This window comes from Nocardiopsis sp. B62 (assembly GCF_018070675.1).
Classification (GTDB): Bacteria; Actinomycetota; Actinomycetes; order Streptosporangiales; family Streptosporangiaceae; genus Nocardiopsis; species Nocardiopsis prasina.
The window spans coordinates 70,867-95,550 of record NZ_JAGPXK010000003.1; the positions used below are offsets into that span (position 1 = coordinate 70,867).

General features: G+C 70.1%; 24 protein-coding genes and 3 tRNA genes. 20 read left to right on the plus strand and 7 right to left on the minus strand.

What is annotated here, in order from left to right; genetic code table 11:
• Window positions 1-262 precede the first annotated feature (262 nt).
• Together KBX21_RS04415 and KBX21_RS04420 are read left to right on the plus strand one after the other, a co-directional pair.
• Window positions 263-1,234, plus strand: coding sequence for a hypothetical protein (locus KBX21_RS04415; RefSeq protein ID WP_017545223.1), 972 nt, complete (start codon window positions 263-265; stop codon window positions 1,232-1,234).
• A 218-nt stretch (window positions 1,235-1,452) separates the two neighbouring features.
• Complete coding sequence (locus KBX21_RS04420; RefSeq protein WP_210841058.1) at window positions 1,453-2,217, plus strand: SDR family NAD(P)-dependent oxidoreductase; 765 nt, start codon at window positions 1,453-1,455, stop codon at window positions 2,215-2,217.
• A gap of 598 nt (window positions 2,218-2,815) precedes the next feature.
• Here the strand turns inward: KBX21_RS04420 and KBX21_RS04425 are convergent.
• Window positions 2,816-3,739: a PaaX family transcriptional regulator C-terminal domain-containing protein gene (locus KBX21_RS04425; protein WP_210841059.1), complete on the minus strand. Its 924-nt coding sequence runs from the start codon at window positions 3,737-3,739 to the stop codon at window positions 2,816-2,818.
• A gap of 302 nt (window positions 3,740-4,041) precedes the next feature.
• On the opposite strand from KBX21_RS04425, the gene KBX21_RS04430 reads away from it, so the two are divergent.
• On the plus strand, window positions 4,042-4,764 hold the full coding sequence (locus KBX21_RS04430; protein ID WP_210841060.1) for a S9 family peptidase: 723 nt from the start codon (window positions 4,042-4,044) through the stop codon (window positions 4,762-4,764).
• An 82-nt stretch (window positions 4,765-4,846) separates the two neighbouring features.
• On the opposite strand, the gene KBX21_RS04435 is transcribed toward KBX21_RS04430, so the two are convergent.
• Window positions 4,847-5,920: a M48 family metallopeptidase gene (locus KBX21_RS04435; RefSeq protein WP_049565876.1), complete on the minus strand. Its 1,074-nt coding sequence runs from the start codon at window positions 5,918-5,920 to the stop codon at window positions 4,847-4,849.
• 275 nt (window positions 5,921-6,195) lie between these two features.
• On the opposite strand from KBX21_RS04435, the gene nadD reads away from it, so the two are divergent.
• The 7 genes from nadD to KBX21_RS04470 all read left to right on the plus strand — a co-directional run bounded on the left by nadD (window position 6,196) and on the right by KBX21_RS04470 (window position 11,922).
• A complete protein-coding gene (nadD, locus tag KBX21_RS04440) occupies window positions 6,196-6,804 on the plus strand; it encodes a nicotinate-nucleotide adenylyltransferase (RefSeq protein WP_304413744.1) in 609 nt (202 codons plus the stop codon).
• Window positions 6,805-6,853: 49 nt separating this feature from the next.
• Window positions 6,854-7,252: a ribosome silencing factor gene (rsfS, locus tag KBX21_RS04445; protein ID WP_049565872.1), complete on the plus strand. Its 399-nt coding sequence runs from the start codon at window positions 6,854-6,856 to the stop codon at window positions 7,250-7,252.
• A 42-nt stretch (window positions 7,253-7,294) separates the two neighbouring features.
• Window positions 7,295-7,918, plus strand: coding sequence for a histidine phosphatase family protein (locus tag KBX21_RS04450; RefSeq protein ID WP_049565869.1), 624 nt, complete (start codon window positions 7,295-7,297; stop codon window positions 7,916-7,918).
• A 77-nt stretch (window positions 7,919-7,995) separates the two neighbouring features.
• Window positions 7,996-8,068: transfer RNA gene (locus tag KBX21_RS04455), tRNA-Ala, on the plus strand.
• A gap of 787 nt (window positions 8,069-8,855) precedes the next feature.
• A complete protein-coding gene (locus KBX21_RS04460; protein WP_234003812.1) occupies window positions 8,856-9,128 on the plus strand; it encodes a lactococcin 972 family bacteriocin in 273 nt (90 codons plus the stop codon).
• Between the two features lie 144 nt (window positions 9,129-9,272).
• Complete coding sequence (locus KBX21_RS04465) at window positions 9,273-11,243, plus strand: bacteriocin-associated integral membrane family protein (RefSeq protein WP_210841061.1); 1,971 nt, start codon at window positions 9,273-9,275, stop codon at window positions 11,241-11,243.
• A gap of 28 nt (window positions 11,244-11,271) precedes the next feature.
• Complete coding sequence (locus tag KBX21_RS04470; protein ID WP_049565861.1) at window positions 11,272-11,922, plus strand: ABC transporter ATP-binding protein; 651 nt, start codon at window positions 11,272-11,274, stop codon at window positions 11,920-11,922.
• A gap of 64 nt (window positions 11,923-11,986) precedes the next feature.
• Here KBX21_RS04470 and KBX21_RS04475 read toward each other — a convergent pair whose 3' ends face one another.
• The gene (locus KBX21_RS04475; protein ID WP_049565858.1) at window positions 11,987-13,744 is read right to left on the minus strand and encodes an ABC transporter ATP-binding protein; all 1,758 of its coding nucleotides are present in this window, start codon (window positions 13,742-13,744) and stop codon (window positions 11,987-11,989) included.
• A 150-nt stretch (window positions 13,745-13,894) separates the two neighbouring features.
• On the opposite strand from KBX21_RS04475, the gene KBX21_RS04480 reads away from it, so the two are divergent.
• The gene (locus KBX21_RS04480) at window positions 13,895-14,470 is read left to right on the plus strand and encodes a TetR/AcrR family transcriptional regulator (RefSeq protein WP_210841062.1); all 576 of its coding nucleotides are present in this window, start codon (window positions 13,895-13,897) and stop codon (window positions 14,468-14,470) included.
• A 33-nt stretch (window positions 14,471-14,503) separates the two neighbouring features.
• Here KBX21_RS04480 and KBX21_RS04485 read toward each other — a convergent pair whose 3' ends face one another.
• On the minus strand, window positions 14,504-14,797 hold the full coding sequence (locus KBX21_RS04485) for a co-chaperone GroES (protein WP_017545236.1): 294 nt from the start codon (window positions 14,795-14,797) through the stop codon (window positions 14,504-14,506).
• Between the two features lie 172 nt (window positions 14,798-14,969).
• Between KBX21_RS04485 and KBX21_RS04490 the strand changes: the two genes are divergently transcribed.
• Window positions 14,970-15,042, plus strand: a tRNA-Ala gene (locus KBX21_RS04490).
• 411 nt (window positions 15,043-15,453) lie between these two features.
• Window positions 15,454-15,963 (plus strand): hypothetical protein, encoded by a 510-nt coding sequence (locus KBX21_RS04495; RefSeq protein ID WP_247665229.1) that lies wholly within the window; start codon window positions 15,454-15,456, stop codon window positions 15,961-15,963.
• Here KBX21_RS04495 and KBX21_RS04500 read toward each other — a convergent pair.
• Window positions 15,914-16,516 carry a DUF998 domain-containing protein gene (locus KBX21_RS04500; protein WP_210841063.1) on the minus strand — a complete coding sequence of 201 codons (603 nt, stop codon included), beginning with the start codon at window positions 16,514-16,516 and terminating at the stop codon, window positions 15,914-15,916. The two genes, KBX21_RS04495 and KBX21_RS04500, sit on opposite strands and share 50 nt — an antisense overlap.
• 136 nt (window positions 16,517-16,652) lie before the next feature.
• Between KBX21_RS04500 and KBX21_RS04505 the strand changes: the two genes are divergently transcribed.
• Complete coding sequence (locus KBX21_RS04505; protein ID WP_210841064.1) at window positions 16,653-17,510, plus strand: SRPBCC domain-containing protein; 858 nt, start codon at window positions 16,653-16,655, stop codon at window positions 17,508-17,510.
• Window positions 17,511-17,514: 4 nt separating this feature from the next.
• On the plus strand, window positions 17,515-17,832 hold the full coding sequence (locus tag KBX21_RS04510) for a metalloregulator ArsR/SmtB family transcription factor (RefSeq protein ID WP_210841065.1): 318 nt from the start codon (window positions 17,515-17,517) through the stop codon (window positions 17,830-17,832).
• On the opposite strand, the gene KBX21_RS04515 is transcribed toward KBX21_RS04510, so the two are convergent.
• The gene (locus tag KBX21_RS04515) at window positions 17,804-18,037 is read right to left on the minus strand and encodes a hypothetical protein (protein ID WP_210841066.1); all 234 of its coding nucleotides are present in this window, start codon (window positions 18,035-18,037) and stop codon (window positions 17,804-17,806) included. The two genes, KBX21_RS04510 and KBX21_RS04515, sit on opposite strands and share 29 nt — an antisense overlap.
• Before the next feature lie 123 nt (window positions 18,038-18,160).
• Entirely contained in the window at window positions 18,161-19,693 is a 1,533-nt protein-coding gene (locus tag KBX21_RS04520) for an endonuclease/exonuclease/phosphatase family protein (protein ID WP_210841067.1), read from the minus strand.
• Window positions 19,694-19,895: 202 nt separating this feature from the next.
• On the opposite strand from KBX21_RS04520, the gene KBX21_RS04525 reads away from it, so the two are divergent.
• From KBX21_RS04525 to KBX21_RS04545, 5 genes are all read left to right on the plus strand, one after another.
• Window positions 19,896-19,968, plus strand: a tRNA-Ala gene (locus tag KBX21_RS04525).
• A 347-nt stretch (window positions 19,969-20,315) separates the two neighbouring features.
• Window positions 20,316-21,536, plus strand: a complete 1,221-nt coding sequence (gene glsA / locus KBX21_RS04530; RefSeq protein WP_049565836.1) for a glutaminase A — start codon at window positions 20,316-20,318, stop codon at window positions 21,534-21,536.
• Window positions 21,537-21,630: 94 nt separating this feature from the next.
• On the plus strand, window positions 21,631-21,981 hold the full coding sequence (locus KBX21_RS04535; protein WP_210841068.1) for a helix-turn-helix transcriptional regulator: 351 nt from the start codon (window positions 21,631-21,633) through the stop codon (window positions 21,979-21,981).
• Window positions 21,974-22,447 (plus strand): SRPBCC family protein, encoded by a 474-nt coding sequence (locus KBX21_RS04540; RefSeq protein WP_049565831.1) that lies wholly within the window; start codon window positions 21,974-21,976, stop codon window positions 22,445-22,447. The genes KBX21_RS04535 and KBX21_RS04540 overlap by 8 nt, the downstream gene beginning before the upstream one ends.
• Window positions 22,448-22,539: 92 nt before the next feature.
• Window positions 22,540-24,657: an ATP-dependent DNA helicase gene (locus tag KBX21_RS04545; protein ID WP_210841069.1), complete on the plus strand. Its 2,118-nt coding sequence runs from the start codon at window positions 22,540-22,542 to the stop codon at window positions 24,655-24,657.
• Window positions 24,658-24,684: the final 27 nt, after the last annotated feature.

Consider the following 24,684-nt stretch of genomic DNA (forward strand, 5'->3'; position numbering starts at 1 on the left):
GCTCGAAGGTCCGGGCGACCATTCTGGTGCCCGCGCTGACCGTGCACATCCGCACCAGGCGCTATCCGCTGCCCCCGGAGTAACACACGTCACCAGGTGAGTTCTTCTGCTGGAAACCTGGGCAGAAGCGAATCTTCTCCTGCAAGTATTCCCAAAGCGCTTTGGGGTCGGTACTTTCACTGTGGTGTCCACAAGGCGCTCTTCCCGCACCCTCATCAGGAGCGTCGGACCCCACCGGTCACGACGAAAGGAATTCCCCCGCATGAAGTTCGGGAGCAAGATCGCCGCGTCCACCGCCACCGCGGCCCTGGCCATCGGCGGCGTCACCCTCATGGCAGCCCCCGCCCAGGCGGACCTGATCACTCTCTGCTCGGGTCACGGTGGCGCGGTCACCCTGCCCACTGACCTCAAGGTTCCGGCGGGTGCGAGCTGCTTCCTTGACGGCACCGTCATCCAGGGCAAGGTCACCGTCGAGGGCGACGCCAACCTGCACGTGCTCGGTGGTCAGATCGACGGCGGCGTGACCGTCTCCAACGGTGGCTACTTCGACGCCTCCGACACCAAGGTCGCCGGGGACGTCGTCAACACCGGCTCCTACGGCACCTACCTGGAGGAGGGCACCTCGGTCGCCGGTCTGAGCGCCGCGCCCGCCGAGGGCGCCGACAACGACGGCTTCGTCTTCGTGGTCGGTTCCTCCGCCTCCTCCGTCGACGCCAGCGTCGGCGAGGTCTACGTCACCGACTCCCGTCTGGGTGGCGTGACGGCCGAGGGTGTGGAGTACGTGGACATCTTCGACAGCGTGGTGCGCGGTGACCTCTCCGTCACGGACGCGGCCTCCGGCGGCATCCTCGCCGACAGCGAGGTCATCGGAGACGCGACCTACAGCGGAGGCAACGGCCCGGTGGCGGTCGGTGCGGGCGCCGAGGAGGGCTTCGCCAGCTCGCTCAACTACATCGACGGCAACCTGACGGTCACCGGCGTCTCCGGTGGTGTGTACATCGACAACAACATCGTGGGTGGCGACCTGACCACCTCCGACAACAGCCCGACCGCCCAGGTCGGCGACAACAACCGCGTGCGCGGTGGCATCGTCACCCAGGAGGTCGCGCTGCGGGCGCTGGCCGCCGAGGTGACCGCCGAGTTCGAGGCGCACGAGGCGGACCTGGAGGAGACGGTCGAGGAGCTTCGCGCCCAGACCATCGAGGACGCCCTGGAGGCCGGTCCCGCCTTCTAGTCCGGTCCCGCCGCCCCAGGCGGCGCAACACGGCACACCCGGAGGAGGGCCCACCCCCGACCTCCGCCTCCAGCAGCGCCGACGGCCCCGTGCCGTCGGCGCTGTTTCCTTGGGGGCCAGCCCGCTTTCGAGGCCACTTCGATCCCATCTGTCCCACAAACACCACTGTTATGTCGTAGCAGTGACGATGGTCATGGCCCGGTGATACATTCCGGGGCATGGCTGACTCCGAACGGCGTGTCGTGGTCTCCGGTGGTTCCGGCGGAATCGGGCGGGCCATCGTGTTCGCCCTGGCGAGTGAGGGGGACGAGGTGGTCGCCCTCGGGCGGGACTCCGGGCGGCTGGCCGCCATGGAGCGCAGGGCCCGCGCACACGGCCTCAACGTCACCACCCGGATCTGCGACATCACCGACGAACAGGCGGTGGAGTCCCTGGCGGACGGCCTCGGAGAAGTGTCCGTGCTGGTCAACAACGCGGGCACCGCGCAGAGCGCACCGCTGCGGGGCACCAATCTCGACCTGTGGGACACCCACCTGCGCACCAACACCACCTCGGCCTTCCTGCTCACCCGGGCGCTCCTGCCAGGCATGCTCGCCCGCGACCGGGGGCGGATCGTCTTCATCGCCTCCACCGCCGCGCACACCGGATCCCGCTACACCGCCGCCTACACCGCCTCCAAACACGCGATGCTCGGACTCGCCCGGGCCGTCGCCGCCGAGGTGGTGGGCACCGGCGTCACCAGCAACGCCGTGTGCCCGTCCTTCGTTCGCACCCCCATGACCGAGCGCTCCGTGGCCCGCATCGCCGAGCGAACCGGGCGCGGGCTCGAACAGGCCGAGGCGGCTCTGGCCACGGCCAGCCCTCTGGGCCGACTCATCGAACCCGACGAGGTGGCCGCCGCCGTCGCCTACCTGGCCAGCCCCCTGGCCGGGGCGGTCAACGGCCAGTCACTGACCATCGACGGTGGGGGAACCCACCGATGAGCGCCTTCCGGGCGTCCGCGCCCCTGACCTAACACTGGCGGCACTTCGAACTCCACCGGGACTTCCGCTTGGCCTTCACCGGCCGTCGGGAGCCCGAGTGGAAGGGGCACTGGTGGAACGGGAGCAACGTGGAACCGGCGAGTCGGCCCCCGACCCCGCCCGCGCTGGTCAACCCGCCCGAACTCGGCCCCGCCTCCGGCTTCTCGCACGCGGTGGGCCCGCACCCGGGCGCGCCGTCCATCTGCCGGGCAGATCGCCTGAGGGCCGGTCGGGACACCGGCCGCCCGGACCCTGCCGGACCAGTTCGGGGTGGCCCTCGGCAATGTCGTCACCGCCCTCCGGGCCTGCGGGGGAGCCCCCGAGCACCTCGTGAGCCTCACCATCCACACCACCGACGTCCTCGGATAACGGGCAGCGCTCCGCGACGTCGGCCGCGCCCACCGTGCCCACCTGGGCCGCCACGACCCCGCGACGGCTCTGCTGGGGGTGGCCCGAGTTGTTCGAGCCGGACGCCCTTGTCGAACTGGTCGGGCGTCGCCGTGATCCCCGGGCCGGTCGCCTGGGGGCCATCGGTGCGACGAGGTGGTGGGACGGACTCCTACGAGGTCGTGGGGTCGAGGGTCGCCGCGGCGCGGACGTGCTCCAGGCCCGGTCCGCACAGCAGGGCGTGCAGTTCGAAGAAGACCCGAGCCGCCCGGCTGCCCGCCCAGCGGTCGGGGAGCAGTTCCGGGGGCAGGCCCGGGTCGAGGAAGGGCATCCGCCGCCACGCGTCCACCGCCCGCAGGTGGTCGGCGAAGGCCGCCGCGCGCAGTCCTGGTTCCTGGTGCGTGCGGGCGCCCCGGCGGCGCCATGCTGTCGCCACGGGTTCGTGCTCGTCGAGGAACCCCTGGTACATCGCCTGGAGTGCGGGCAGGTCCCACCAGCGCGACACGGACGCGGTGAGATCGCGAAAGTCCAGGTAGGAGGCGTGGAACAGCTCCGCGTGCTCCTCCAGTCCGAGATCGCGCAGCGCGGCGCGGGCTTGTTCCGCCAGGTGGGCGGGGGCGATCCACACTCCGGCGGCGGTGGTGCCGAAGCCGAGCCGGGTGAGCTGCGCGCGCAGGGCGTGGCGGCGGCGCCGCTCGGACTCGGGCACCGAGAAGACCACGAGCACCCAGCCGTCCTGCACGCGGGCGACCCGGTGGCCGAAGATGCGCTGTTCGCCCTCGGCGAGGGTGCGTCGCCCCTGGTCGGACAGACGGTACCCGGCCACCCCGCCCAGGCGTTCGGGGGTCAACAAGCCCCGGCGCTTGAGCCGCGACACCGCCGAGCGGACGGCTGGGCCGTCCACGTCGAGGCCGGCCATGAGCGCGATGAGGTCGGACACCCCGATCCACCCGCCCACGTCACGGGCGTAGGAGCCGAAGAAGGAGACGATCAGGGACCGCGGCCGCCGCCGCTCGATGTCCGTTGAGGAACCCTCAGGGGTGTCCGGCAGGGGATCGGTGTCGGTCCCGGCTGTCCGGTCACTGTTGGGCGTCACGCGGACACGATAGCGGCCCTCGCCCACGTGCCCGGTCTGGTCCCCGCCTTCGCCGGTGGTTGGGCGCACTGTGGAAAACTCTCCATGCAGGTCTCTTGACGGTCGTCACCAATACTGCGCGCCGACGCCGGATCCCCGAAGCCACCTCGGGCCGCAGACCGCCCACGGGCCGGACCGGCGGACCACGCCCCCGGCTTGACCTGCTACGTTCCTCCGAGACACCGGCCACCCGGCACCGGAGGTGGCGCCCTCGGGCGCCTCTGAGCCGGAACGGGACTGGCCACGAGCAAGGGAGGACCACGGTGACGACGTCCTACGGTGAGCATCCCAGCCAGATCGTCCACCGTTGGGACCCCGAGGGCGCCGAGGGCCCCGCGCCCGTGGCGGTCCTCCTACACGGCGGCTGGTGGCGCGACCTGCACGACGCCCACCTCATGGACCCGATCGCCCGCGCCCTCGCCGCCTCCGGGTGGGCGGTGTGGAACGTCGAGTACCGGCGCACCGGCGAGGACGGCGGTGGTTGGCCGCAGACCAGGGAAGACGTCGCCCGCGCCCTCGATCTCCTCGCCGCCACCGCCGATCGCGACCCCGACCTGGACTCCTCACGCGTGGTCTCGATCGGCCACTCGGCCGGGGGACACCTTGCCCTGATGACGGCCGCGGACTCCCTGGTGACCTCAGTGGTCGCCATCGCCCCCATCACCGACCTGCGCCGCTGCGCGGAGGCCGAACTGGGGGAGGGAGCCGTCGCACCCTTCCTGGGCCCCGACCCCGCACCCGCCCTCTACACCGAGTCCTCCCCGCTGCACCAGTTGCCCTTCGGCCTTCCGCAGCTGCTGGTCCACGGGGACGTCGACCAGCGAGTACCGGTCCAGCACAGCCGCGACTACGTGGCGGCTGCCGAAGCAGCCGGGGACCCGGTCGACTACCGGGAGGTCCCCGGCATCGACCACTTCGCCGTCATCGACCCCGAACGCGCCGCGTGGCGCGAGGTGCGCGACACGCTCGCCAGCGGCTGGGGCTGACCGCGCCCCCACGGGGTCCCGGACACACCACGGGGGCGGTACCCGGCCGGACCGAGCACCACCCCCGTAGGACGAGGTGAGGCTAGTTGCTGTTGCCGTTGCCGTTCTGGTCGCCGCCGCCCTCGGCGCCGCCGTTCTGGCCGCCCCGCCAGCGGTCGGCCACCGTGTCGAAGATCTGGCCACCGGCGCGCCCGGCGCCGCCCGCCACGTCCCGGATGGTCTTCACCAGCGGGTCGGAGGAACGGCTCCAGCCCTCGCGGTAGGAGTTGGCCGCGTTGCTCGCCTCCTCCGAGACGCTGGCGTCACGGTCGGTGGAGCGGCGCGCGTACTCACCGTCCAGGACCCGCTGGTAGTCGCCGCTCTCGATCCACCGGTGCAGCTCGGCCACCCGAACCACCGCGAACGGGTGGCTCTGCGGGATGGTGGTCATCAGCTTGAGGACGCTGTCCACGGCGTCGCCGCCGCCCTCGTACTCGCGGGCCTGCTCCATGAACGCGTCCGGGTTCATCTGGGACAGGTTCGAGCCGCCGGCCAGCTTCATCAGGGCGCGCTTGGCGGCCTCGGGATTCTGGCAGGCGAGCAGGCCGGCGCGGTCGCTGGAGAGCTCGGACTTGCGCTGCCACTCCCGCAGACCCGCCAGGATCGCCTGAATCGCGATCGCGCCCAGCGGAATCCACATGATCTTGGTGGAGAGCCACACCAACAGCAGGAGCATGGTGCGGTACACGGAGTGCCCGCTCAGCACGTGACCGACCTCGTGGCCGATGACGAACCGCTTCTCCTCGTCGTTGAAGAGATCGAACAGACCGGTCGTCATGACGATGAACGGCTTCTTGCGGCCGATCGCCATGGCGTTGGGCTGGGGGTCCATCTTCACGTAGAGCTCGGGCACCTCGTCCAGGTCGAGGACGTAGGCGGCGTCGCGGAGGTAGTCGTGCAGCTCCGGGAACTGCGTGGGGCTGACCCGCACGGCACTGGAGAGGAACATCAGGCGGAGCGAGCGCTCGTTGACCCGACCGAACAGGGACTTGACGAGGGTGTCGAAGCCCGACAGCGATCGCAGCGCGACCAGGGCGCCACGGTCGGCGGGGTGCTCGTAGGCACGTGGGGAGATGTCTGTGAGCCGGACGCGTACGCGGTCTGGTGAGTTGGCCATAACGGCATGCTATGCGGCACGATGCCCGTTGGCCACGGTTCCGGGCCATCGAGATATGACTTGACTCCCCGGAGTTTCACGAACCCCACGGGAAGTACTGCGTCCCGGCCCTTGTTTCAGCTGATCCGGGAGTAACGCGCCCGGGAGAGGGCCGACACCCGCCAGGGTCGGCTAACCTCGGTTGGCCGAAACCGGCAAGACGGCAGCGCCACGGCGAAACGGAGCGCACAGTGACACACCAGGCCACCGGCGGCTCCCACGGAGGGAGCTCACCCGTGAGACGGGACGGCTCCGCGCCGACCCGTGTCGGAATCATGGGCGGAACCTTCGACCCCATCCACCACGGGCACCTCGTCGCCGCGAGTGAGGTCGCCCACCTCTTCGGACTCGACGAGGTGGTCTTCGTGCCCACCGGCCAACCCTGGCAGAAGGACCTCGACAAGGTCACCCCCTCCGAGGACCGCTACCTCATGACGGTCATCGCGACCGCCGAGAACCCCCAGTTCAGGGTCGACCGCGTCGAGATCGACCGTTCCGGTCCCACCTACACCCTCGACACCCTCCGCCAGATGCGCGCCGCCTACGGCCCGGACGTGGAGCTCTTCTTCATCACCGGGGCCGACGCTTTGGGCGCCATTCTGAGCTGGCACAACGTTGACGAACTCTTCGACCTCGCACATTTCGTAGGCTGTAACCGGCCGGGACACCACCTGAGTGACACCGGCCTGCCCGAGGGCAAGGTCTCCCTGGTGGAGGTCCCCGCGCTCGCCATCTCCTCCACCGAGTGCCGCGAACGCGTCCGCAAGGGCGAACCCATCTGGTACCTCGTACCCGACGGCATCGTCCGCTACATCCACAAGACCGGGCTCTACCTGGAGTCCTGACCGCGCCACGCGGACCCGCATCCCGACCAAGTAAGGCAGCAGGCACAACGTGACAGCCACCGACAGGGCCCTGGAACTCGTCAAGGTCGCCGCAGAGGCGGCCTCCGACAAGCTCGCCCAGGAGATCATCGCCTACGACGTGAGCGACCAGCTCGTCATCACCGAGGCCTTCGTCCTGTGCTCGGCGCCCAACGACCGCCAGGTCCGCGCCATCGTCGACGAGATCGAGGACCAGCTCCGCATCCACTCCGGCGCCAAGCCCCTGCGTCGCGAGGGCGAGCGCGACGGCCGCTGGGTCCTCCTGGACTACGCCGACATCGTCGTCCACATCCAGCACGAGGAGGAGCGCGGCTACTACGGCCTCGAACGCCTCTGGAAGGACTGCCCGGAGATCGAACTCCCCGAGACCGCCCGGGGCGCCGAGCGCACCCCCCTGGACGAGCCGTAACCTCCGCGGCCGTCCGGTCGCCGAACAAGAAGGACACAACACGTGACTGACGCGCCCCGTGTGCTGTTCTGGCGGCACGGACGCACCGCCTGGAACGTCGAGAAACGATTCCAGGGACAGACCGACATCGACCTCGACCCGGTCGGCCACGCCCAGGCCGAACGGGCCGGTCGGCTGCTCGCCACCCTGGCCCCCGACGTCATCGTCGCGTCCGACCTCAAAAGGGCCGCGGACACCGCCGGGTACCTCTCGCGGTCCTCGGGACTCCCGATGGAGTACGACAAGGGCCTCCGAGAACGCTTCGGCGGCTCCTGGGAGGGGCACACCGCCACCGAACTCGCCGAACGCTGGCCCGTCGAACACCCCCGCATGGACATCCCCGACGGCGAACACATCTCCGACGTCGGGGACCGCATGTACGCCGCCATCCACCGGGGGATCGACAGGACCCCGCCCGGCGGTCTCCTGGTCGTCGTCAGCCACGGGGCGGCCCTGCGGATCGGCATCACCCGCATGCTCGGCATCCCCGACGAACAACGGGAGATCCTCGGCCCGCTCAGCAACGCGTGCTGGTCCGTGCTCCAGACCCGGGCAGACACCTGGCGCCTCATGGAACACAACGCCGCCAGCCTCCCCGAGCCCGTGGTGCTCAGCGACGACGCCTGAACCCGTTTCGACGAACCGCCCATCTTCCGCTAAGGTTCAGGGAGTCGGAAGGGCACACGCCCCAACGACTCCCACAAGGGGCTATGGCGCAGTTGGTAGCGCGCCTCCATGGCATGGAGGAGGTCTGGGGTTCGAATCCCCATAGCTCCACGAGAAACGGGCTGCTGCTCGGGGGACTTCGTCCTCCTCGCCGCAGTCCGTTCCTGTTTTCGGGGGGACGACCCCCCGAGCCCCCCGGTTGTGCGCTCGCTGGGGCTCGCGCATCTCGCTGCCCCCGCTCGCGCGTGAACGCGCTCGCCGGGTCGTTTCGTCGTTTCTCTGGGGGGACGCCCCCGAGCCCTCCGGTGTGCGCTTGCTGGGGCTCGCGCGCCTCGCCGCTCCTGCTCGCGCGTGGCCGCGCTCACCGAGGCGCTCGTCCATGGCCGGTGTGATCGTCCGGCTTTCCGTTCGGCCCGCGCGTGGTTGGGCACACAGGCCTGTTGGTTGCCGTGCTCTGGTTGGGGCGCGTGGACGGCTTCCGTTCGACCGTGCTTGGCCGACGCCTTTGCTCGGGCTCGCTGAGGCGTCTCGCACTCCCGTACGTGTGCGGTTCCTGTTCGGCGAGTGGGCTGGGCGTCGATCTGCTCGTGGTCCTGCTCATCGGTTGTCCTGTCTGTGGCTCGGGTACGGCCTTTGCTCATGCTGGTGCGTGTGTGCGGTTCCCCGTTCGGCGCGTGGGTTGGGCGTCGATCTGTTGGCCGCGCTCATTGAGGCGCCTGGCTTGCTCGCGTTCTCCGAGGCCCATGGTGGGTGCGGGTGATGGGTTTCCCCTTCGGCCCGCGCTGTCGCTTCCCTCTTGATTTCTCGCGAATGGACGTGCATTCTCTGGTCTACTCGTGAGTGGTCGTCGATCCGAGAAGAGGATGAATTCGTGGGCAGCTTTCAGCGTACGTCTCTCGTGGTTATTCTGTCCGGATTTCTCGCTTTCGCCGCTGTTGGTCCGGTTGCTGCCCGAATCCAGAATGTCGGTGGTGGAAAGTGGGACGAGGGAATGACGTCGTCCCACGTCTACTCGAACTACCTCCACGAGACCGTGTGCCACACCTCCACCGCCGTGGGCACCTACAGGTCCGTGGGCAAGGCGCCCGCGGGCCGGTGGTCGTACGCGAGCGCCCCGCGTGCGAAGAAGAACAACGCCACCTACTGGAACAACGAAGTCGGCACGTGCTGACCTGAGGGGCGTCGGGTCCCCGCCCCTTTGTCCCCCTACCCCTCGGAGTGTTCGGTGCTGCACCGAAGTGTCACCTTCACGCATTTCGTTCTCCTTCTGGTCGCGGCCTTTCTCGCCTTTGTCACGGTTCGCACCTATGAGGAAATGGCGATCACGGTTCCCTCCGGCGTGGTCTGGGTGAACAGCAACAGCGGAGACGCCGATCTCGCGCGGATCGTCGACACGGTCGAGGGGTTCGCGGAGGAGACCGGGGTCTCCGTCGCACTGCACACGCCCGACCTCCGCGATCCCGGCAACGCCCGCCACCTGTACCTGGCGGCGGGTGCGCCCGGGGCGCCCGCCGCGGACTGGCTGGAGGACGGTTACCCCTCCTTCGGGCACACGATGCGCACGGACGTCCGTCCCTTCGCCGACCTCGAACAACCCGATCCGCGCGGGTTCTACCTGGTCTTCGGGTCGGAGGCGGACACCCAGCGGTTCGAGGAGGAGCTCGCCGGGATCGGTCTCCGCGAGGTCTCCAGCGTCGGCGCGCAGGAACTGAACTGGACCGACCTCTACCGGTACGGCGGCGACCTCGACACCGCGTTGGTCATCCTCCTGCTGTTCGCCGTCACGGTCACGGCCTCAGGGGTCCTCCTCAACGCCCGTTCCTATGGTGTGCTGCGTCTTCAGGGACACTCCTACGCGGGCATCCTCGGGCGCGACCTGGCCCAGCTGGCCCGGTTCCACCTCGGGTTCGGCCTCAGCGCCGTCGCCCTGGTCCTTCTGGCCCTGTACCTCCACAACCGCTGGTCCCAGCTCGGCCTGTTCGCCGCGATCTCGGGACAGCTCCTCGCCCTGCTTGTCGGCGCGGCCCTGGTCGCCCATGCCTTCGCACTGGCCATGGTGCACGCCACCGACATCCTGGGCGCCCTCAAGGGGAGGCTGCCCGCCCGTCTCGCCGGTGCCGGGGCCTACCTCGTGCGGGTTCCGGCACTGGTCTTCGTGCTCGTGGTGATCGGGCACGTCGTTGTCTCCGCCCAGAACGTGCGCGCCCAGGAGCAGAGCCTCGACAGCTACGAGCAGGCGGGGCAGGCATCGCGGGTCACCCTGTCCGGAAGCGTCGACCTGACGGACGAGCGCGAGGACATGGAGGGTCTCGTCGCGGGCTGGCTCCGCCAGGCCGACACGGAGGGCCAGCTGGTCCTGACCGCGCGGGAGAGGGGCGAGAACCTCGTGCCGCCCGGCAGACCGCGCCCCGACTTCGACGTCCTGGTGGTCAACGACACCTACCTGGAGCAGCAGGTGGTGACCGCCGCCGACGGGCGACGCCTCGGCAGGGAACCCGGGGTGCGCCTCCTCATCCCCGAGGACCGGGCCAAGGAGGCCGGCGCCCTCCTGGAGGGGTTCGGCTCCTGGCTGCGGTTCGTCGGTGGGGAACCGGCCCAGGGGTTCCGGACCGCGACCATCGCGACCGGACAGCGGATCTTCACCTACGGCTCGGACCTGCCCGGGGACTTCCACAGCCGGTCCCACCTGGAGGACCCGGTGATCGTGGTCCTGCCCGACGGCGACGTCCTGGACGACCACACCTACGTCTCCTACGCGACCAGCGGGGGACTGGTCTTCCCCGATCCCGGTTTCGCCGAGGCGTCGATCGCGCGACCGCCCTTCTCGACCTACGTCAACGGCCTCCAGATGGTCGTCACCAGCGCGGCGGACATCCAGACCCAGCTCGTCCACGACCTGCGGCTCCAGACCTTCAACCTGTCGGCGGCCACGGTCGTGCTGCTGATGACCGCCGTCTCCGTCTGCGTGATCCACGTCCGCGCCCGGGCCCAGAAGATCTTCGCGCGCCACCTGGCCGGGTGGGGGTTCCTCGCCATCCACCGGAGGCTCCTCGTGATGGAGGGCGCCCTGGCCGCGCTGTTCGTCGGCTGGGCCCTCTGGCGCACCCGGGCCGAGCTCGCCTGGCACGCCGACCCGGCCAACCCGGTGACCGGCGAACCAGCGGCGGCCCTCGCACTCCAGCCCTTCCTCGCGGCGGCCATCGCCGTGTCCGGCCTCCTGCTCGTCACCGCCACCCTCGTGGGCTTCCACCGCCGCGTGGTGCGTGAAGGCGCCTCCCAGGCATGATCCGGCCGACCATCCCAAGGAGCACAGCGTGATCAACACACTCAACCTGGGCAAGGCCTTCGGGCGTCGCGTCCTGTGGGAGGGCGTGAACCTCGACATCCGTCCCGGCGAGACGCTCGCGCTGGTCGGGCCGTCCGGCAGCGGCAAGACCACGCTCCTCAACTGCCTCGGACTCCTGGAGGCCCCCGACTCCGGGGAGATCCTCTTCTACGGCCGGTCCGTCACCAGGTTGGGACCCGGGCGCCGACGGCGCTTCCGGAGGGACCACCTCGGCTACCTGTTCCAGAACTACGCCCTGATCGAGAACGCCACCGTGCGCCAGAACCTCGACGTGGTCCGCCGTGACCGGGCGCGGCAGGCGGAGGCGCTCGACCGTGTCGGTCTGGCCGGGCGGGACCGGGAGCCGGTGCACCACCTGTCCGGTGGTGAGCAGCAGCGCGTGGCGCTGGCCCGGCTCCTGGTCAAGCGGCCCCGCCTGGTCCTGGCCGACGAGCCCACCGGGGCCCTGGACCAGGACAACGGCGCCATGGTCATCGACACCCTGGCGGAGATGGCCGAGGAGGGTTGCTCGGTGGTGATCGCCACCCACGACTCCTCGGTACGGGACTCCTGCGACGCGGTGTTCGACGTGGGGGAGGCCTCCGAATGTCGCCCGGTCGCCGCCGAACCCGGCCGCTGACCCGCTCTTCGCCGCCACTCGCGGGTACGGGGCCCCGAGCCCGTACTCGCCACCGGAACGCCGATCACACGGACGGCGCCCCCGAGGCCAACTCCTCGTCGCGGTCCTCGGTCTCGGCGATGTGCAGGGCGGAGACCAGGTTCCGGTACAGGTCGTCCTGCTCCAGAAGCTGCCCGTGGGTCCCCTGCGCGCGGATGTTCCCGTCCTCCAGCAGCAGGATGCGGTCGGCGTGGATCACCGTGGACAGCCGGTGCGCGATGGTGACCACGGCCGCCCGGTCCGCGTGCCTGCGGACGCTGCGGGTGATGGCGGCCTCGGTGATCGCGTCCACCTGTGAGGTGGCCTCGTCGAGGAGCAGCACGTCCGGGGAGCCGAGCAGGGCCCGGGCCAGGGCGATGCGCTGGCGCTGGCCCCCGGAGACCGAACTGGCGTCCAGCGGAGTGTCCAGGCCCTCCTCCAGGGCCGCGACCTTCTCGGCCAGCAGGACGTCGTCCAGGACCCGCCGGACGTCGTCCTCCGTCGCCTCCGGGTTGGTGAACAGCAGGTTCTCGCGAATGGTGCCGGGCACCACAGGGGTGTCCTGCTCGACGTAGGCGAAGTGACCGCGCACCTGCTGCGGGGACAGTTCGCGGTAGGGCGTGCCGTTGACCGTGATCCGGCCCTCCTCCGGTTCCAGGAACCGTAGAAGCAGCGACAGGACCGTGGTCTTTCCGGCTCCGGAGGGACCGACGATCGCGGTGTGCCCGCGTCTGGGAATGGCCATGTCGACCCCCTCCAACGCGGGGGTCGCCCCGGGCGCGTACCGGGCGGTGACCCCGCGCAGCTCCAACAGCGGCCCCCCGTGACCGTCGCCGGTCCCCGGAACGGAACCGCTCGGGCCCTCGGCGGTCGGTTCGAGCGGGATGGCCTCCACCTCGCGGATGCGCTTGGCGGCGGCGATCCCCGACTGGAGGGTGGTCACGCTCTGGGAGAGCTCCATGACTGGGTTCATCAGGGTGAAGGCGTAGAGCAGGAACGCGACCAGAGTGGAGACCGCGATCTCACCCGAGGCCACCCGCATCGCTCCCACACCGAGGATGGCGATGATTGCCAGCTGGACGCCGCCGAAGGCGATGGTCCAGGCGAGGGCCTCGCGCCGGACCGAGCGGATGCCGTGCCGGGTGGCGTCCTCGGCGTGTTCGAGGATCTGCGAGCCCAGACGCTCCTCGGCCCGGCTCACCTTCACCGTGCGGATCGCGCGCAGGGAGCCGTCGAGCACCCCGCCCATGAGCCCGAGGGAGTTCTGGGCTCTCTCCTGGGCCCTGGCGATGGCGGGCATCAGAGTGAGGAACAGGACCGTGACGACGACCACCGCGACGACGGTGACGCTCAGCAGGACCAGGTCGAGGACGCCCATCATGACCAGGGTCCCGATCATCAGGACACCGCCGTTGACCAGGCTGATGATGCTGCTGGAGGCGGCCTCCTTCAGCAGGACGGTGTCCGAGGTGGCCCTCGTGACGAGTTCGCCGGAGGAGCGCTTGGACATCGGGAACAGGGCTGCCCGGAAGTAGCGCCGGACGAGGGAGGTGCGGGCCTCCAGGACGACCTTCTCGGCGACGGTCCCGAGCACGATCCAGTGCCACAGGCCGGTGACGAGACCGACGCAGAACAGGCTGAGCAGGATCGCGATGGGCATCGCGAGGCTGCCCGCGTCGGAGATGGTGTCCAGAACGAGCTTGACCACCATCGGGTTGGCCAGCTCCAGGGCCGAGCCGAACAGGGCGAGGACCAGGCCCAGGAGGAGTTTGCTCCGGTACGGGCGGACGAAGGACCAGAGCACCCTCAACTGGGCGAAGCGCGGCTCCTGCGTGGTTCTGTCCGAAGGGTCGGGTGGGGCATGTTCTACCGGTGGATGAGCAGTCATGGATGAAATTAGGTCATAGGTGCCCGATTATTGTCAACAGATTACCGACGCCCCTACTATGAGGGCATGGTGAAGAGCGCTCCCTCTGAGGAAGAGACCAGAACCCGCGCCCGAACCCGCCGGGCGATCCTCGACGCCGCCGTCGACGTGCTGGGCGAGAACCGAGCCGCGCCACTGTCCCAGGTGGCCACACGCGCCGGGGTGGCGCGGAGTACGCTCCAGCGCTACTTCCCCGAACGCGCCGACCTCGTGGCCGCCCTCGTCGACTACACCGACGAACTGGCCAACGAGGCCACCGAACGCGCACGCACCACCGAGGGCACCGCCATCGAGGCCTTCTCGCGACTCGTGTCCGAGTACTTCGCGCTCCGCCAGACCGCCATGCTCTCCTTCGCCGGAGACGAGACCGTGCAGGCACAGGATGAGGAGGAGTGCGGGCCCAGCGACCTCGCCCTCTACGAGATCGTCGAGCGCGGGCACGAGGACGGCACCATCGACCCCCGGATCACGCCGCTGTGGGCACAGCAGCTCATGTGGTCCACCCTCTACGCGGGCTGGCTCCACGTGACCACGGCCAGGGTCCCCGCCTTCGAGGCACACAACATGTGCCTGATGTCACTGGTCAAGGCCGTCTCGCGGTGAAGGGCGGACTGACCGCTCGGGGCCGGTCGAACCTCACAGGTACAGACCGGTGCCCCGATCGGGCGCCTCGTTCGCGATCGCGTGGACGTCCCGCTCCCGCAGGATCACGTAACGCTCACCGTTCAACTCGACCTCACCCTGCTCCTCGGGATCGAAGAGCACACGGTCACCCGTCTTCACGTGACGCGCGCCCGTTCCGGCGCCGCGCACCTCACCCCAAGCCAACCGGGTCGCCAGCTTCACCGTGTCCGGGATGACCAGACCCGCGCTGCTGCGCCGCTCACTCTTGTCCGGGACCGTCTTCACCAACAGGCGGTCATGCAGCATCTGGATTTCAAGCTTTGATTCGGCCACGCCACCAGAGTATTCGGCCCGACCGAGACCAGCCCCCACGCCGGGGAACACCAGAAGGCCATCCAAGGTTTCATCCTGGTCCGACCCACCCTTGACTTCCTGTAGAGTTGAAGTGTGCCGAGCGGGGAAACCGCCCGGCCTACCAGGGGCTATGGCGCAGTTGGTAGCGCGCCTCCATGGCATGGAGGAGGTCTGGGGTTCGAATCCCCATAGCTCCACTTCACTCCGAAGCGACCTTGCTCGGGGGACTTCGTCCTCCTCGCCGGGTCGTTTCGTCGTTTCTCTGGGGGGACGACCCCCCAAACCCCCCGGTGTGCGCTCGCTGGAGCTCGCGCACCTCGCCGCCCCTGCTCGCGCGTGGCCGCGCTCACCGAGGCGGCTCGTCCACGGCTGATGTGATCGCCCGGATCCCCGTTCAACCCACGCTTCCTTCTGTTTCTGTGACGCGTCTGGTCTGTGGCCGCGTGGGTGCTTCCGCTCACCTCGCTCGTGCCTGGCTGGCGCTGGTGGATTCTGTCCGTCCATCCGGAGTCCGGCGCCGCCGTCCTCATGTGGCGTCTCGTCTGTGGCTGGATCGAGTGTTCGACCCCTGGTTGCATGGACGCACGTGCGTTCCGGGGGAGTTCGCGTTGAACAAGCTGTGGCTGTGGGGGCCTTCGATCAGGCGCCGACGGACGGTCAGGGACCCGTTGCCGGAGGAGGCCTGGTACCCGGTGCACGAACGGGACATCGCGGACGTCGCGGTGGCCGCACTGACGGGGGATGGGCACGCCGGACGGGCGTACACCCTGAACGGCCCGGATCTGGTGAGCCGCCGGGAACAGGTGGCCGCGATCGCGGAGGCGATCGGGGAACCGGTGCGCTTCGAGGTGGTCGACGCCCACACGGCGAGGAAGGACTACCTGACCCAGGGCGGATTCGCGGCCGGCAACGCGGACTTCCTGTTGGGCTTCGAGGACTACTCCGGTGGCGAGTCGGACCCCGGGGACCTGGAGGTCCTGCAACCGGAGGCGGTGCCGACCTCGATGGACGCCCTCGGGCGGCCCGCACGCACCTTCCGGCAGTGGGCGCGTGATCACGCGGCGGACTTCAGACAGTCGCCCCATGGGCGAACAGGTAGCCGAGCCAGGCCAGACTGACGGTGATCGCGGCTCGCTGCACCAGGCCCACCCTGGGCGAGTCCTGCTCCCACAGTCGGCCGAAGGCGCCGACTGCCACGGCGGACGCCGCGGCGACGATCCCCGATCCCACCTTCCAGGCCGGGTCCGCGAGTTCGAGGACCGCGATGAGCGCGACCCCTGGCAGCAGCAGGAACACCACCGTGCCCGCCCAGTCGTGCGCCTGGTGCCGTGTGGAGTACTCCTCCGGGGTGGAGTCCGGGGTGCCGGGCGGGTAACCGCGCATCGGGTCCATGCGGAAGATTCCCGAGGCCACCAGGGCGAGTCCGAGCACTCCCGCGCCCAGGGCCAGCGCATAGCCGTCGGTGGCGGTGGGCAGGGCTGTCGCCCCGGCCGCGATCAGCAGACCGCAGAGGACGAAGTTGGTCGTCTGGATCCAGCCGCGCGGTCCGAGAGCGAGGGCGCTGACGGGTTGCCTGAGCGGATGGTACCCGGGTCGGGTGAGGCCGTCCAGCAGGAAGACGGCGACGAACAGCCAGGAGCCGACGGCTCCGGACCACAGGAGTGGGGTCATGGGGGGCTCCGAACGAGTTAGGCCGTATGGACGGATTTTAGTCCGGATGGACTGATCGGCACAAGGATTATGCAATGTATTGGTTGCAGTTTGGCTGGCTCATGTGCAATCCTGGGGTTGCACAAGGGGGGTTGGTATGGACAGGATCGAACGACAGGTGGACATCGACGCCACCGCGGAGCGGGTCTGGGGGCTCGTCTCGCGGCCGGGATGGTTCATCAACGACGGCCGGGTGGTCGACCACCGAATCGAGGAGGTCGAGGAGGGTGTGCACCTCGTGCACGACCCCACGCACGGGGTGTTCCGGGTGCGGACGGAGAAGCTCGATCCGCCACACCACGCCGTGTTCAGCTGGGTCGGCAGGGTGGACGACGATCAGTCCACGCAGGTGGAGATCCGGATTCGTGAGCGGCCGGGCGGTGTGACGCTGACGGTCGTGGAGAGCGGGTTCGAGGGGCTGGGTCTGGCCGAGACCGAACTGCGCCGCCACGTCGCCGGACAGGTCGAGGGGTGGGAGATCGAGCTCGCCGCCGCACGCGGTCTGCTCGATCCGCTGACGGTCGAACGCACCGTGCACGTGGAGGCCAGCCCGGAGCGGCTCTGGGAGGTCCTGACGACGCCGGAGCACTTCGCGGCCTGGTACGCCTTCGACGGCGCCGATTTCGAACCCCGCGCGGGAGCACCGATGGAGCTGCGCTGGGCCGAGCACGGCACCTTCCGGGGCGGGGTCGTCGAGGTGGACGCGCCGCGCAGGTTCGCCTACCGGATCGCCATGGAGCCCGGGACCGATCCCGGGGCGGACGACAGCACCCTGGTGACCTTCGAGGTCAGGGCCTCGGGTACGGGGAGTCTGCTCACCGTCACCCAGGTGGGGTTCGACGCCCTGGCGGCGCGGTTCGGTGACGCGGCGGACAACGCCGCCGTGGAACTCGAGGGCTGGAACGGCGGACTCACCACCCTCACCGAGCATCTCTCCGCCACGCGGGGGAGATGAGGCCGTGGACACCGCACTGCCCCCGGTCTTCGCCGCCCTGGGGGACGACACCCGGTGGAGCATCCTGGTCCGGCTGGGCAGGGAGCCCGCCTCCGCCTCGGAGCTGGCCCGGGAGCTGCCCGTCTCCAGGCAGGCGATCGTGAAGCACCTGGAGGTCCTGCGCGCGGTCGGGCTGGTGCGCACGAGGCGCAGCGGGCGCTCGGTCCTTCACGAGGTGGAGGGCGCCCGCCTCGACGAGGTCGGACGGGACCTGCGCGGCATCGCCGCCGCCTGGGACCGCAGGTTGGAGGGGATCAGGTCCATCGCCGAGGATCAGGGCTGATCGGCTCTTCGGAGCTGGTTCGCTGGCCGAGGAAGGAGAGGAGTTCGGGGTCGTCCGAGGTGACGCGGTCCACCTCGGTACCGCCGTCGCAGGTGAGCATCGACACGGTCACCGTGCCGCCGGTGCGTGCCACCACCCGCCACAGAGCGCCGTGCTCCTCCCAACGGAGCAGGGCGGCGACGTGCGGGTTCCCTTCGTCGCTCACCGGACTCTCCTCCCCCAGAGCGTCTTGGCGCCGTCGTCCCAAGGTACCGGGAGTCCCGCCCGCCCTCACGGATGCCGGAAGGGAGGGTCCGCGCCCCTCCCCGGACCGGGAGGGGCGCAGCGCCTAGGAGGTGAGCGAGTAGAAGGTCAGCACCGCGGCGTGGTCCGTGGTCCACTCGTTGTCGGCGTGCTCCGGGGCCGGTGTGGGGTCCCCGACGACCAGGTCGTGAGACTCCCGGACCGTGAGGTCACCCACGTGGTAGACGAAATCGATCCGGTCCTGCGGTTCCACGGGGCCGGTGGAGCCTTCGTGGAACGGGAAGAGCGGTGACCAGGTGAGACCCGGAGAGCTCACCGGGTCCGGGTTGGCCGCGCGGTAGGAGTCCGTGAACCCGGCCTCCGTCGGCAGCACCGAGGTCGGCCAGGGCACGTCCGCGTACCCGCAGTTCTTCTCCCTCAGCTCATCGGTCCAGTCCAGGTGCGAGGGCGCGTTGAAATCACCCACGAGCAGCACGGGTACCTCGTCGGCGGCGTCGACCTGGTCGGACATCGCGGCCAGGGTGTCGGTGATCTGCGGGGTGCGACCCGACTCCGCCTCACGCTCCAGGACCCGGTCCACGTCCATGCCGTTGAAGCAGAAGTCGTAGGGACCGTAGGGGGTGTATCCCAGGTGCACGTTCCACAGGTTGACCTGGGACTCCTCGCCGTCCAAGGCGATCCGCACGCCGCCGGAGGCGTTGACCTCGCCGTACTCCTCGACGATCGGGTACCGGCTGATCACCCCGAGGCTGCCCGACCCCTGCCAGTGGTGCCAGCCAAGGGCCTGCGCCAGTCGGGCCGCGTGCGTGCCCTGCGTCTCCTGGAGCCCGACGACGTCGGCGCCGCTCTCCAGCAGGAAGCGCACCTGCTTCTCGTGGTAGCCGTTGACCTGCGTGCCACCGTGCCAGGTGTTGAGACTCATGACGCCCAACTCGTCGACCAGCGGCTCGTTGTGGCGGCGCACGGGGATGGTGGCGTCCAGGCGCGCGGAGGAGCCGTCCTCGCCGGTGGCCTCCACCGTCACCGTCGCCGAGGAGCGGTCGGGGCGGGAGACACCCGGCTCACGTCGAGCCGAGGCGCGCGGGGTGCCTGAGAGGGTTCCGTCCGCGGCGACCTCGACCCAGGCGTCCCCGCTCACCTTCGTGAACTCGGCACCCGCACCCGAGACCAGTCCGCCCAAGTGCGCCTCGTAGGCCTGACCCTGGCGGGCGTTGTGCAGCGTGGCCTCCTCCACGGGGAAGGAGATCGGACCTTCGGCCGACAGCCGCACCTCGATCGGTTCTGCCAGCCACGCGTAGCCGTCACGTGCCAAAAGGAAGGCGGTGTAGGAGCCGGGTTCCAGGGAGTCGGCGGACAGCCGCACGGTCCCTTCGGACTCGGGCGCGTACTCCCAGACGAGGGAGGGAGCCACGTACTCCTCGTCCACGGGCCCGCCGCCGGACGAGCGGTAGAGCCCGATCCAGTTGGTGGCGTGCGGTTCGGAGGTGGAGTAGGCGAAGGTGAAGTCCTCGCCCTCGGTCAGGGACAGGGTGCCCTGAGGTGCGGCGGACACGGGGAACGCCCCCAGCGCCAAGAGGAGCGCTGTGAGCACCGTCGGGATCAGGAAACGGACACGCATCCGGGGGAAGCCTCTCATTCGGGGGATTTCCAGACTCAAGCCACCATCCGGTACCCCGGAAACGGGCATGTCCAACATGGGGGTGTCCCGGCTGAAGGCCCGGTGAACTCGGAACGGCGTCGAACACCCGCGGTGTGACTCGAAAGATGTTCACGGCACCGCCGTACATCCGATAGAATCGGACCGTCGCCGCAAGGCACACGGGGCTATGGCGCAGTTGGTAGCGCGCCTCCATGGCATGGAGGAGGTCTGGGGTTCGAATCCCCATAGCTCCACGAGAAACGGGCTGCTGCTCGGGGGACTTCGTCCTCCTCGCCGCGGTCCGTTCCTGTTTTCGAGGGCTCGGGGGGAGCGACCCCCGAGCCCTTGTTGTGCGCCCTCTGGGGCGCCTACTCACTTCGCCGCCCCGCCGCCCCGCCGCGTCGTTGCGTCGCATCTTCGGGGGCGACCCCCTTGTCGCCCGGTGTGCGCTCGCGGGAGCTCACGCACCCGGCCGCCCCTGCTTCCGCGTGAAGGCGCTCGCCGGGTCGTTTCTTCGTTTCCGGGTCACCCTGCCTGTTGGGCGGGCCACCACCCGCGTGGCCGGGGACAGTGCGCGCTCCCGCCTTCCTAGACTGGGCGGATGGACCACGAATCCGCCGACGAGACCAGCCCCGTCAGCCAGGTGCTGGACAAGATCCGCGAGGAGGTCGCCGGGCTCACCGGTGGTCGGTTGGCGGACTACATCCCCGAACTGGCGGGTGTCGATCCCGGACTGTTCGGGATCGCCGCGGTCAGCGCGCACGGCCGCTCCTACTGCGTGGGGGAGTCCGAGCTCCCGTTCACCATCCAGTCGATCTCCAAGCCCTTCGTGTACGCGATCGCCGTGGAGCAGCTCGGGCTGGACACGGTGCACGAACACGTCGGCGCCGAACCCAGCGGTGAGCCCTTCAACGCGATCAGCCTCGACGAGCACGGTCGTCCCGAGAACCCCATGATCAACGCCGGGGCCATCGTGACCACCTCCCTGGTGGAGAGCGCGGAGCCCGACAGGCGCTTCGACCGCATCCGGTCGGTCCTGTCGTCCTTCGCCGGTCGCGAGCTGGAAGTGGACGAGGACGTGTTCCGCTCCGAGGCCGAGACCGGACACCGCAACCGTGCCCTCGGGTACCTGAGCCTGGCCGGCGGAGTGCTGGTGGGGCAGGTCGAGGACGCCGTCCAGGACTACTTCCGCCAGTGCTCCCTCAGCGTCACCGTGCGCGACCTGGCGGTCATGGCCGCCACGCTGGCGGTCGGCGGGGTCAACCCGGTGACGGAGGAGCGGGTGGTCTCCCAGCGCACCGCGCGGCACACCCTCTCGATCATGTCCAGCTGCGGCATGTACGACCACGCGGGGGAGTGGGGGCTGCGGGTCGGCATCCCGGCCAAGAGCGGGGTGAGCGGCGGCATCCTCGCGGCCGCTCCGGGCGCGTTCGGTGTGGGGGTGTTCAGCCCGCCGCTGGACGACGCGGGCAACAGCGTGCGCGGGGTGGCCGCCCTGGAGCGGCTCTCCGACGACTACGACCTGCACATGCTCCAGACTCCCTCGGAACCGCCCTCCCCGATGCACAGCGTGACCAGGGACGGGAGCCGGCTCGACGTGCGGCTGCGGGGCGAGATCGACTTCCTCGCCGCGGAGCAGGTGGTCTCCCGGTTGGAGGAGGCGATCGACGACGCACGGGTGACCTCGGTGAGTGTGGCCCTGGAACGGGTGTCCGGGCTGAGCGACGCCGCAAGGTCGTTGCTGGCCGCCGAACTCTCCGAGCTGGCCGACGCCGGTGTCGAAGCCACGGTGAGCGACCCGAGGGGTGTGCGGCACGCCTGACGGCGGGCCGTCGCCCCCGCGTGCCCTTGACCCGGGGATACTGCGGGCGCATAATCAACATGTTGGTTGATTAACAGAAAGGTTGAATGCGCAGATGGCGGACGACCCGCTCAGCCTCACCTTCGCCGCACTGGCGGACCCGACCCGTCGGGCGATCCTCGCCCGGCTCGCGGAGGGCGAGGCCACTGTCAACACCCTGGCGGAACCGTTCGACATCAGCCTCCAGGCGGTCTCCCGGCACCTGAAGGTCCTGGAACGGGCCGGACTCATCACCCGGGGGCGGGAGGCCCAGTGGCGCCCCTGCCGTTTGGACTCAGCACCGTTGGAGCAGGTCAACGAGTGGGTGGACCGCTACCGGGACCACTGGGAGGGGCGCTTCGCCCGCCTGGACGAGGAACTACGCAGGCTGCAGAGCAGTACCGGAGGAGAACAGAGCCATGAGTGACCTCAGCATCGTCGCCGAGCCGGGCCGTCAGGACATCGTGATGACCCGCACCTTCGACGCACCCCGTGACGTCGTCTTCCGTGCCATGACCGACCCCGGACTGCTGCCGAAGTGGTGGGGCCTCAAGGACACCGAGACCGTCATCGACCGGTACGACTTCCGCTCCCAGGGGAACTGGCGGATCGTCGAGCGCGACACGGACGGGCAGGAGTACGCCTTCCACGGCGTCATCCACGACGTGAGCGCGCCCGGGAGCTTCACCCAGACCTTCGAGTTCGAGGGCATGCCCGGGCACGTCCTGATGGAGACCCACCGCCTGGAGGAGGCCGACGGAGGCACGCGTTACACCTCCACCGCCGTCTTCCAGAGCGTGGAGGACCGCGACGGCATGCTCGCCTCCGGCATGGAGACCGGCGCGGGAGAGTCCATGGACCAGCTGGAGGCGCTGGTCCGCACCCTGGTCTGACCCGGAGTTCGCCGCCCGGCCACCGGGCCGGGCCGCGAACCGTGCCTGTGGACGACGCCGAACCTGTCGTCACCGGCGGGTACTGTCGATCCGTGGCAGATCTCCCCGACGTTCCCACTCTGCTCGGCGCGGCCGTCAAGGCCCTGGGCGGCAGCAGCCGAGAGGGTCAGCAGACCATGGCAGGCGCCGTCGCCGAGGCGGTCGAAGAACGCGAACACCTGGTGGTCCAGGCCGGTACCGGCACCGGCAAGTCCCTGGCGTACCTGGTGCCAGCGATCAGACACGCGATGGCGACGAGGACCCCCGTGGTCGTCTCCACCGCGACCATCGCGCTCCAGAACCAGCTGATCGACCGCGACCTGCCGCGCCTGGCCCGAGCGCTGTCCCCGCTGCTGCACCGCGAACCCACGTTCGCGGTGCTCAAGGGGCGCCGCAACTATCTCTGCCGCAACCGCATGCAGACCGCCTCGGACGAGGAGGCCGAGGGCAGCGAGCTCTTCGACGCCCGCCAGCTCTCCTCACTGGGTCGCCAGGTCGCCCGCGTGCACGAGTGGGCGGAGGAGACCCTCACCGGGGACCGCGACGAACTCGTGCCCGGCGTGAGCGACCTGGCCTGGCGCCAGGTCTCCGTGGGCGGGAACGAGTGCATGGGCGCCCGCGTGTGCTCCTTCGGCCAGGAGTGCTTCGCCGAGTTCGCCCGCGAGGCCACCACCGGCGTGGACGTGGTGGTCACCAACCACGCCATGCTCTCCATCGACATGTCGCAGGGCTACCACATCCTGCCCGAGCACAACACGATCATGATCGACGAGGCGCACGAACTCGTCGACCGGGCCACCTCCGTGGCCACCGGAAGCCTCACCGAACGCAGCGTCACCACCGCCGCCAAGCGCGCCGCCCGCCTGGTCGAACCGGGCATCAGCGAACGGCTCAGCGAGTGCGCGGACGGGCTGGCCCTGATGTTCACCGAGGTGCCCGAGGGGCGCCTGGACCACATCGACGAGGGCCTCGCGGGGGCTGTGGCGGCGGCGCGTGACGCCTCCGCCGCCTGCGTCGCCGCGATCGGCCCCTCCCCGGGCGAGCTCGACCCGGACACCGCCTCCGACCGCCGTCTGGCCCTGGCCGCTCTCGCCGAGGTCCGTGAGGCGGCCGAACGGATCCTGGAGTCCTTCGAGCCGCCGCTGCGCGACCGCACCGAGATCGTCTGGCTCACCAAGGTCCCCGCGCGTCCGCCGACACTCAACGTCGCCCCGCTCGCCGTGGGCGGTCTGCTCCGGGAGAAGCTCTTCGGCGACCGCACCGTGGTGCTCACCTCCGCCACCCTCACCCTGGGCGGCGACTTCGGCGCCCTGGCCCGGCAGTGGGGGCTGGGCCGAGAGGTCACCCAGGAGGCCGCCGAACGGGCCGCCCGCGAAGCAACCGTGGCCGAGTCCGCCCCGACCCCGGGCGCCCCGGGGGGCGAGACGACGCAGGACGCCGACGAGGACGGTCCGCACCGGGCAGCCGGGGAGCCCCGTTGGCGCGGACTGGACGTGGGGTCGCCCTTCGACCACGGCCGCAGCGGCATTCTCTACGTCGCCCGACACCTGCCCAAACCGGGCCGGGACGGGCTCTCGGACGCCTACCTCGACGAGATCGCCGAGCTCATCGAGGCCTCCGACGGCCGCGCCCTCGGCCTGTTCTCCTCGATGCGCGCCGCCCAGCAGGCCGCCGACGAGCTGCGCGAGCGCCTGGACCAGCCCATCCTGTGCCAGGGCGAGGACTCCACCGGGCAGCTGGTCCGCCGCTTCTCCGAGGAGGAACGCTCCTGCCTGTTCGGAACCCTGTCCCTGTGGCAGGGCGTGGACGTGCCGGGGCCCTCGCTCCAGCTGGTGATCGTCGACCGCATTCCCTTCCCTCGCCCCGACGACCCGCTGGCCTCGGCACGCCAGCGCTCCGTCTCCGCGCACGGGGGCAACGGTTTCCTGTCGGTGTCGGCCACCCACGCCGCGCTGCTACTGGCCCAGGGCACCGGTCGCCTCCTGCGCTCCACCGACGACCGGGGGGTGATCGCGGTCCTGGATCCAAGACTGGCCACCGCCGGGTACGGGGGTTTCCTGCGGGCCTCACTGCCGCCCTACTGGGGCACGGCCGACCCCGAGGTCGCCCGTTCGGCCCTGCGCCGTCTGGCCGAGAAGGCCGCGGCGGGACGGGACGAGTCCGCGGCCTGATCGCACCGACCTCGCCCGGCGCCGCCG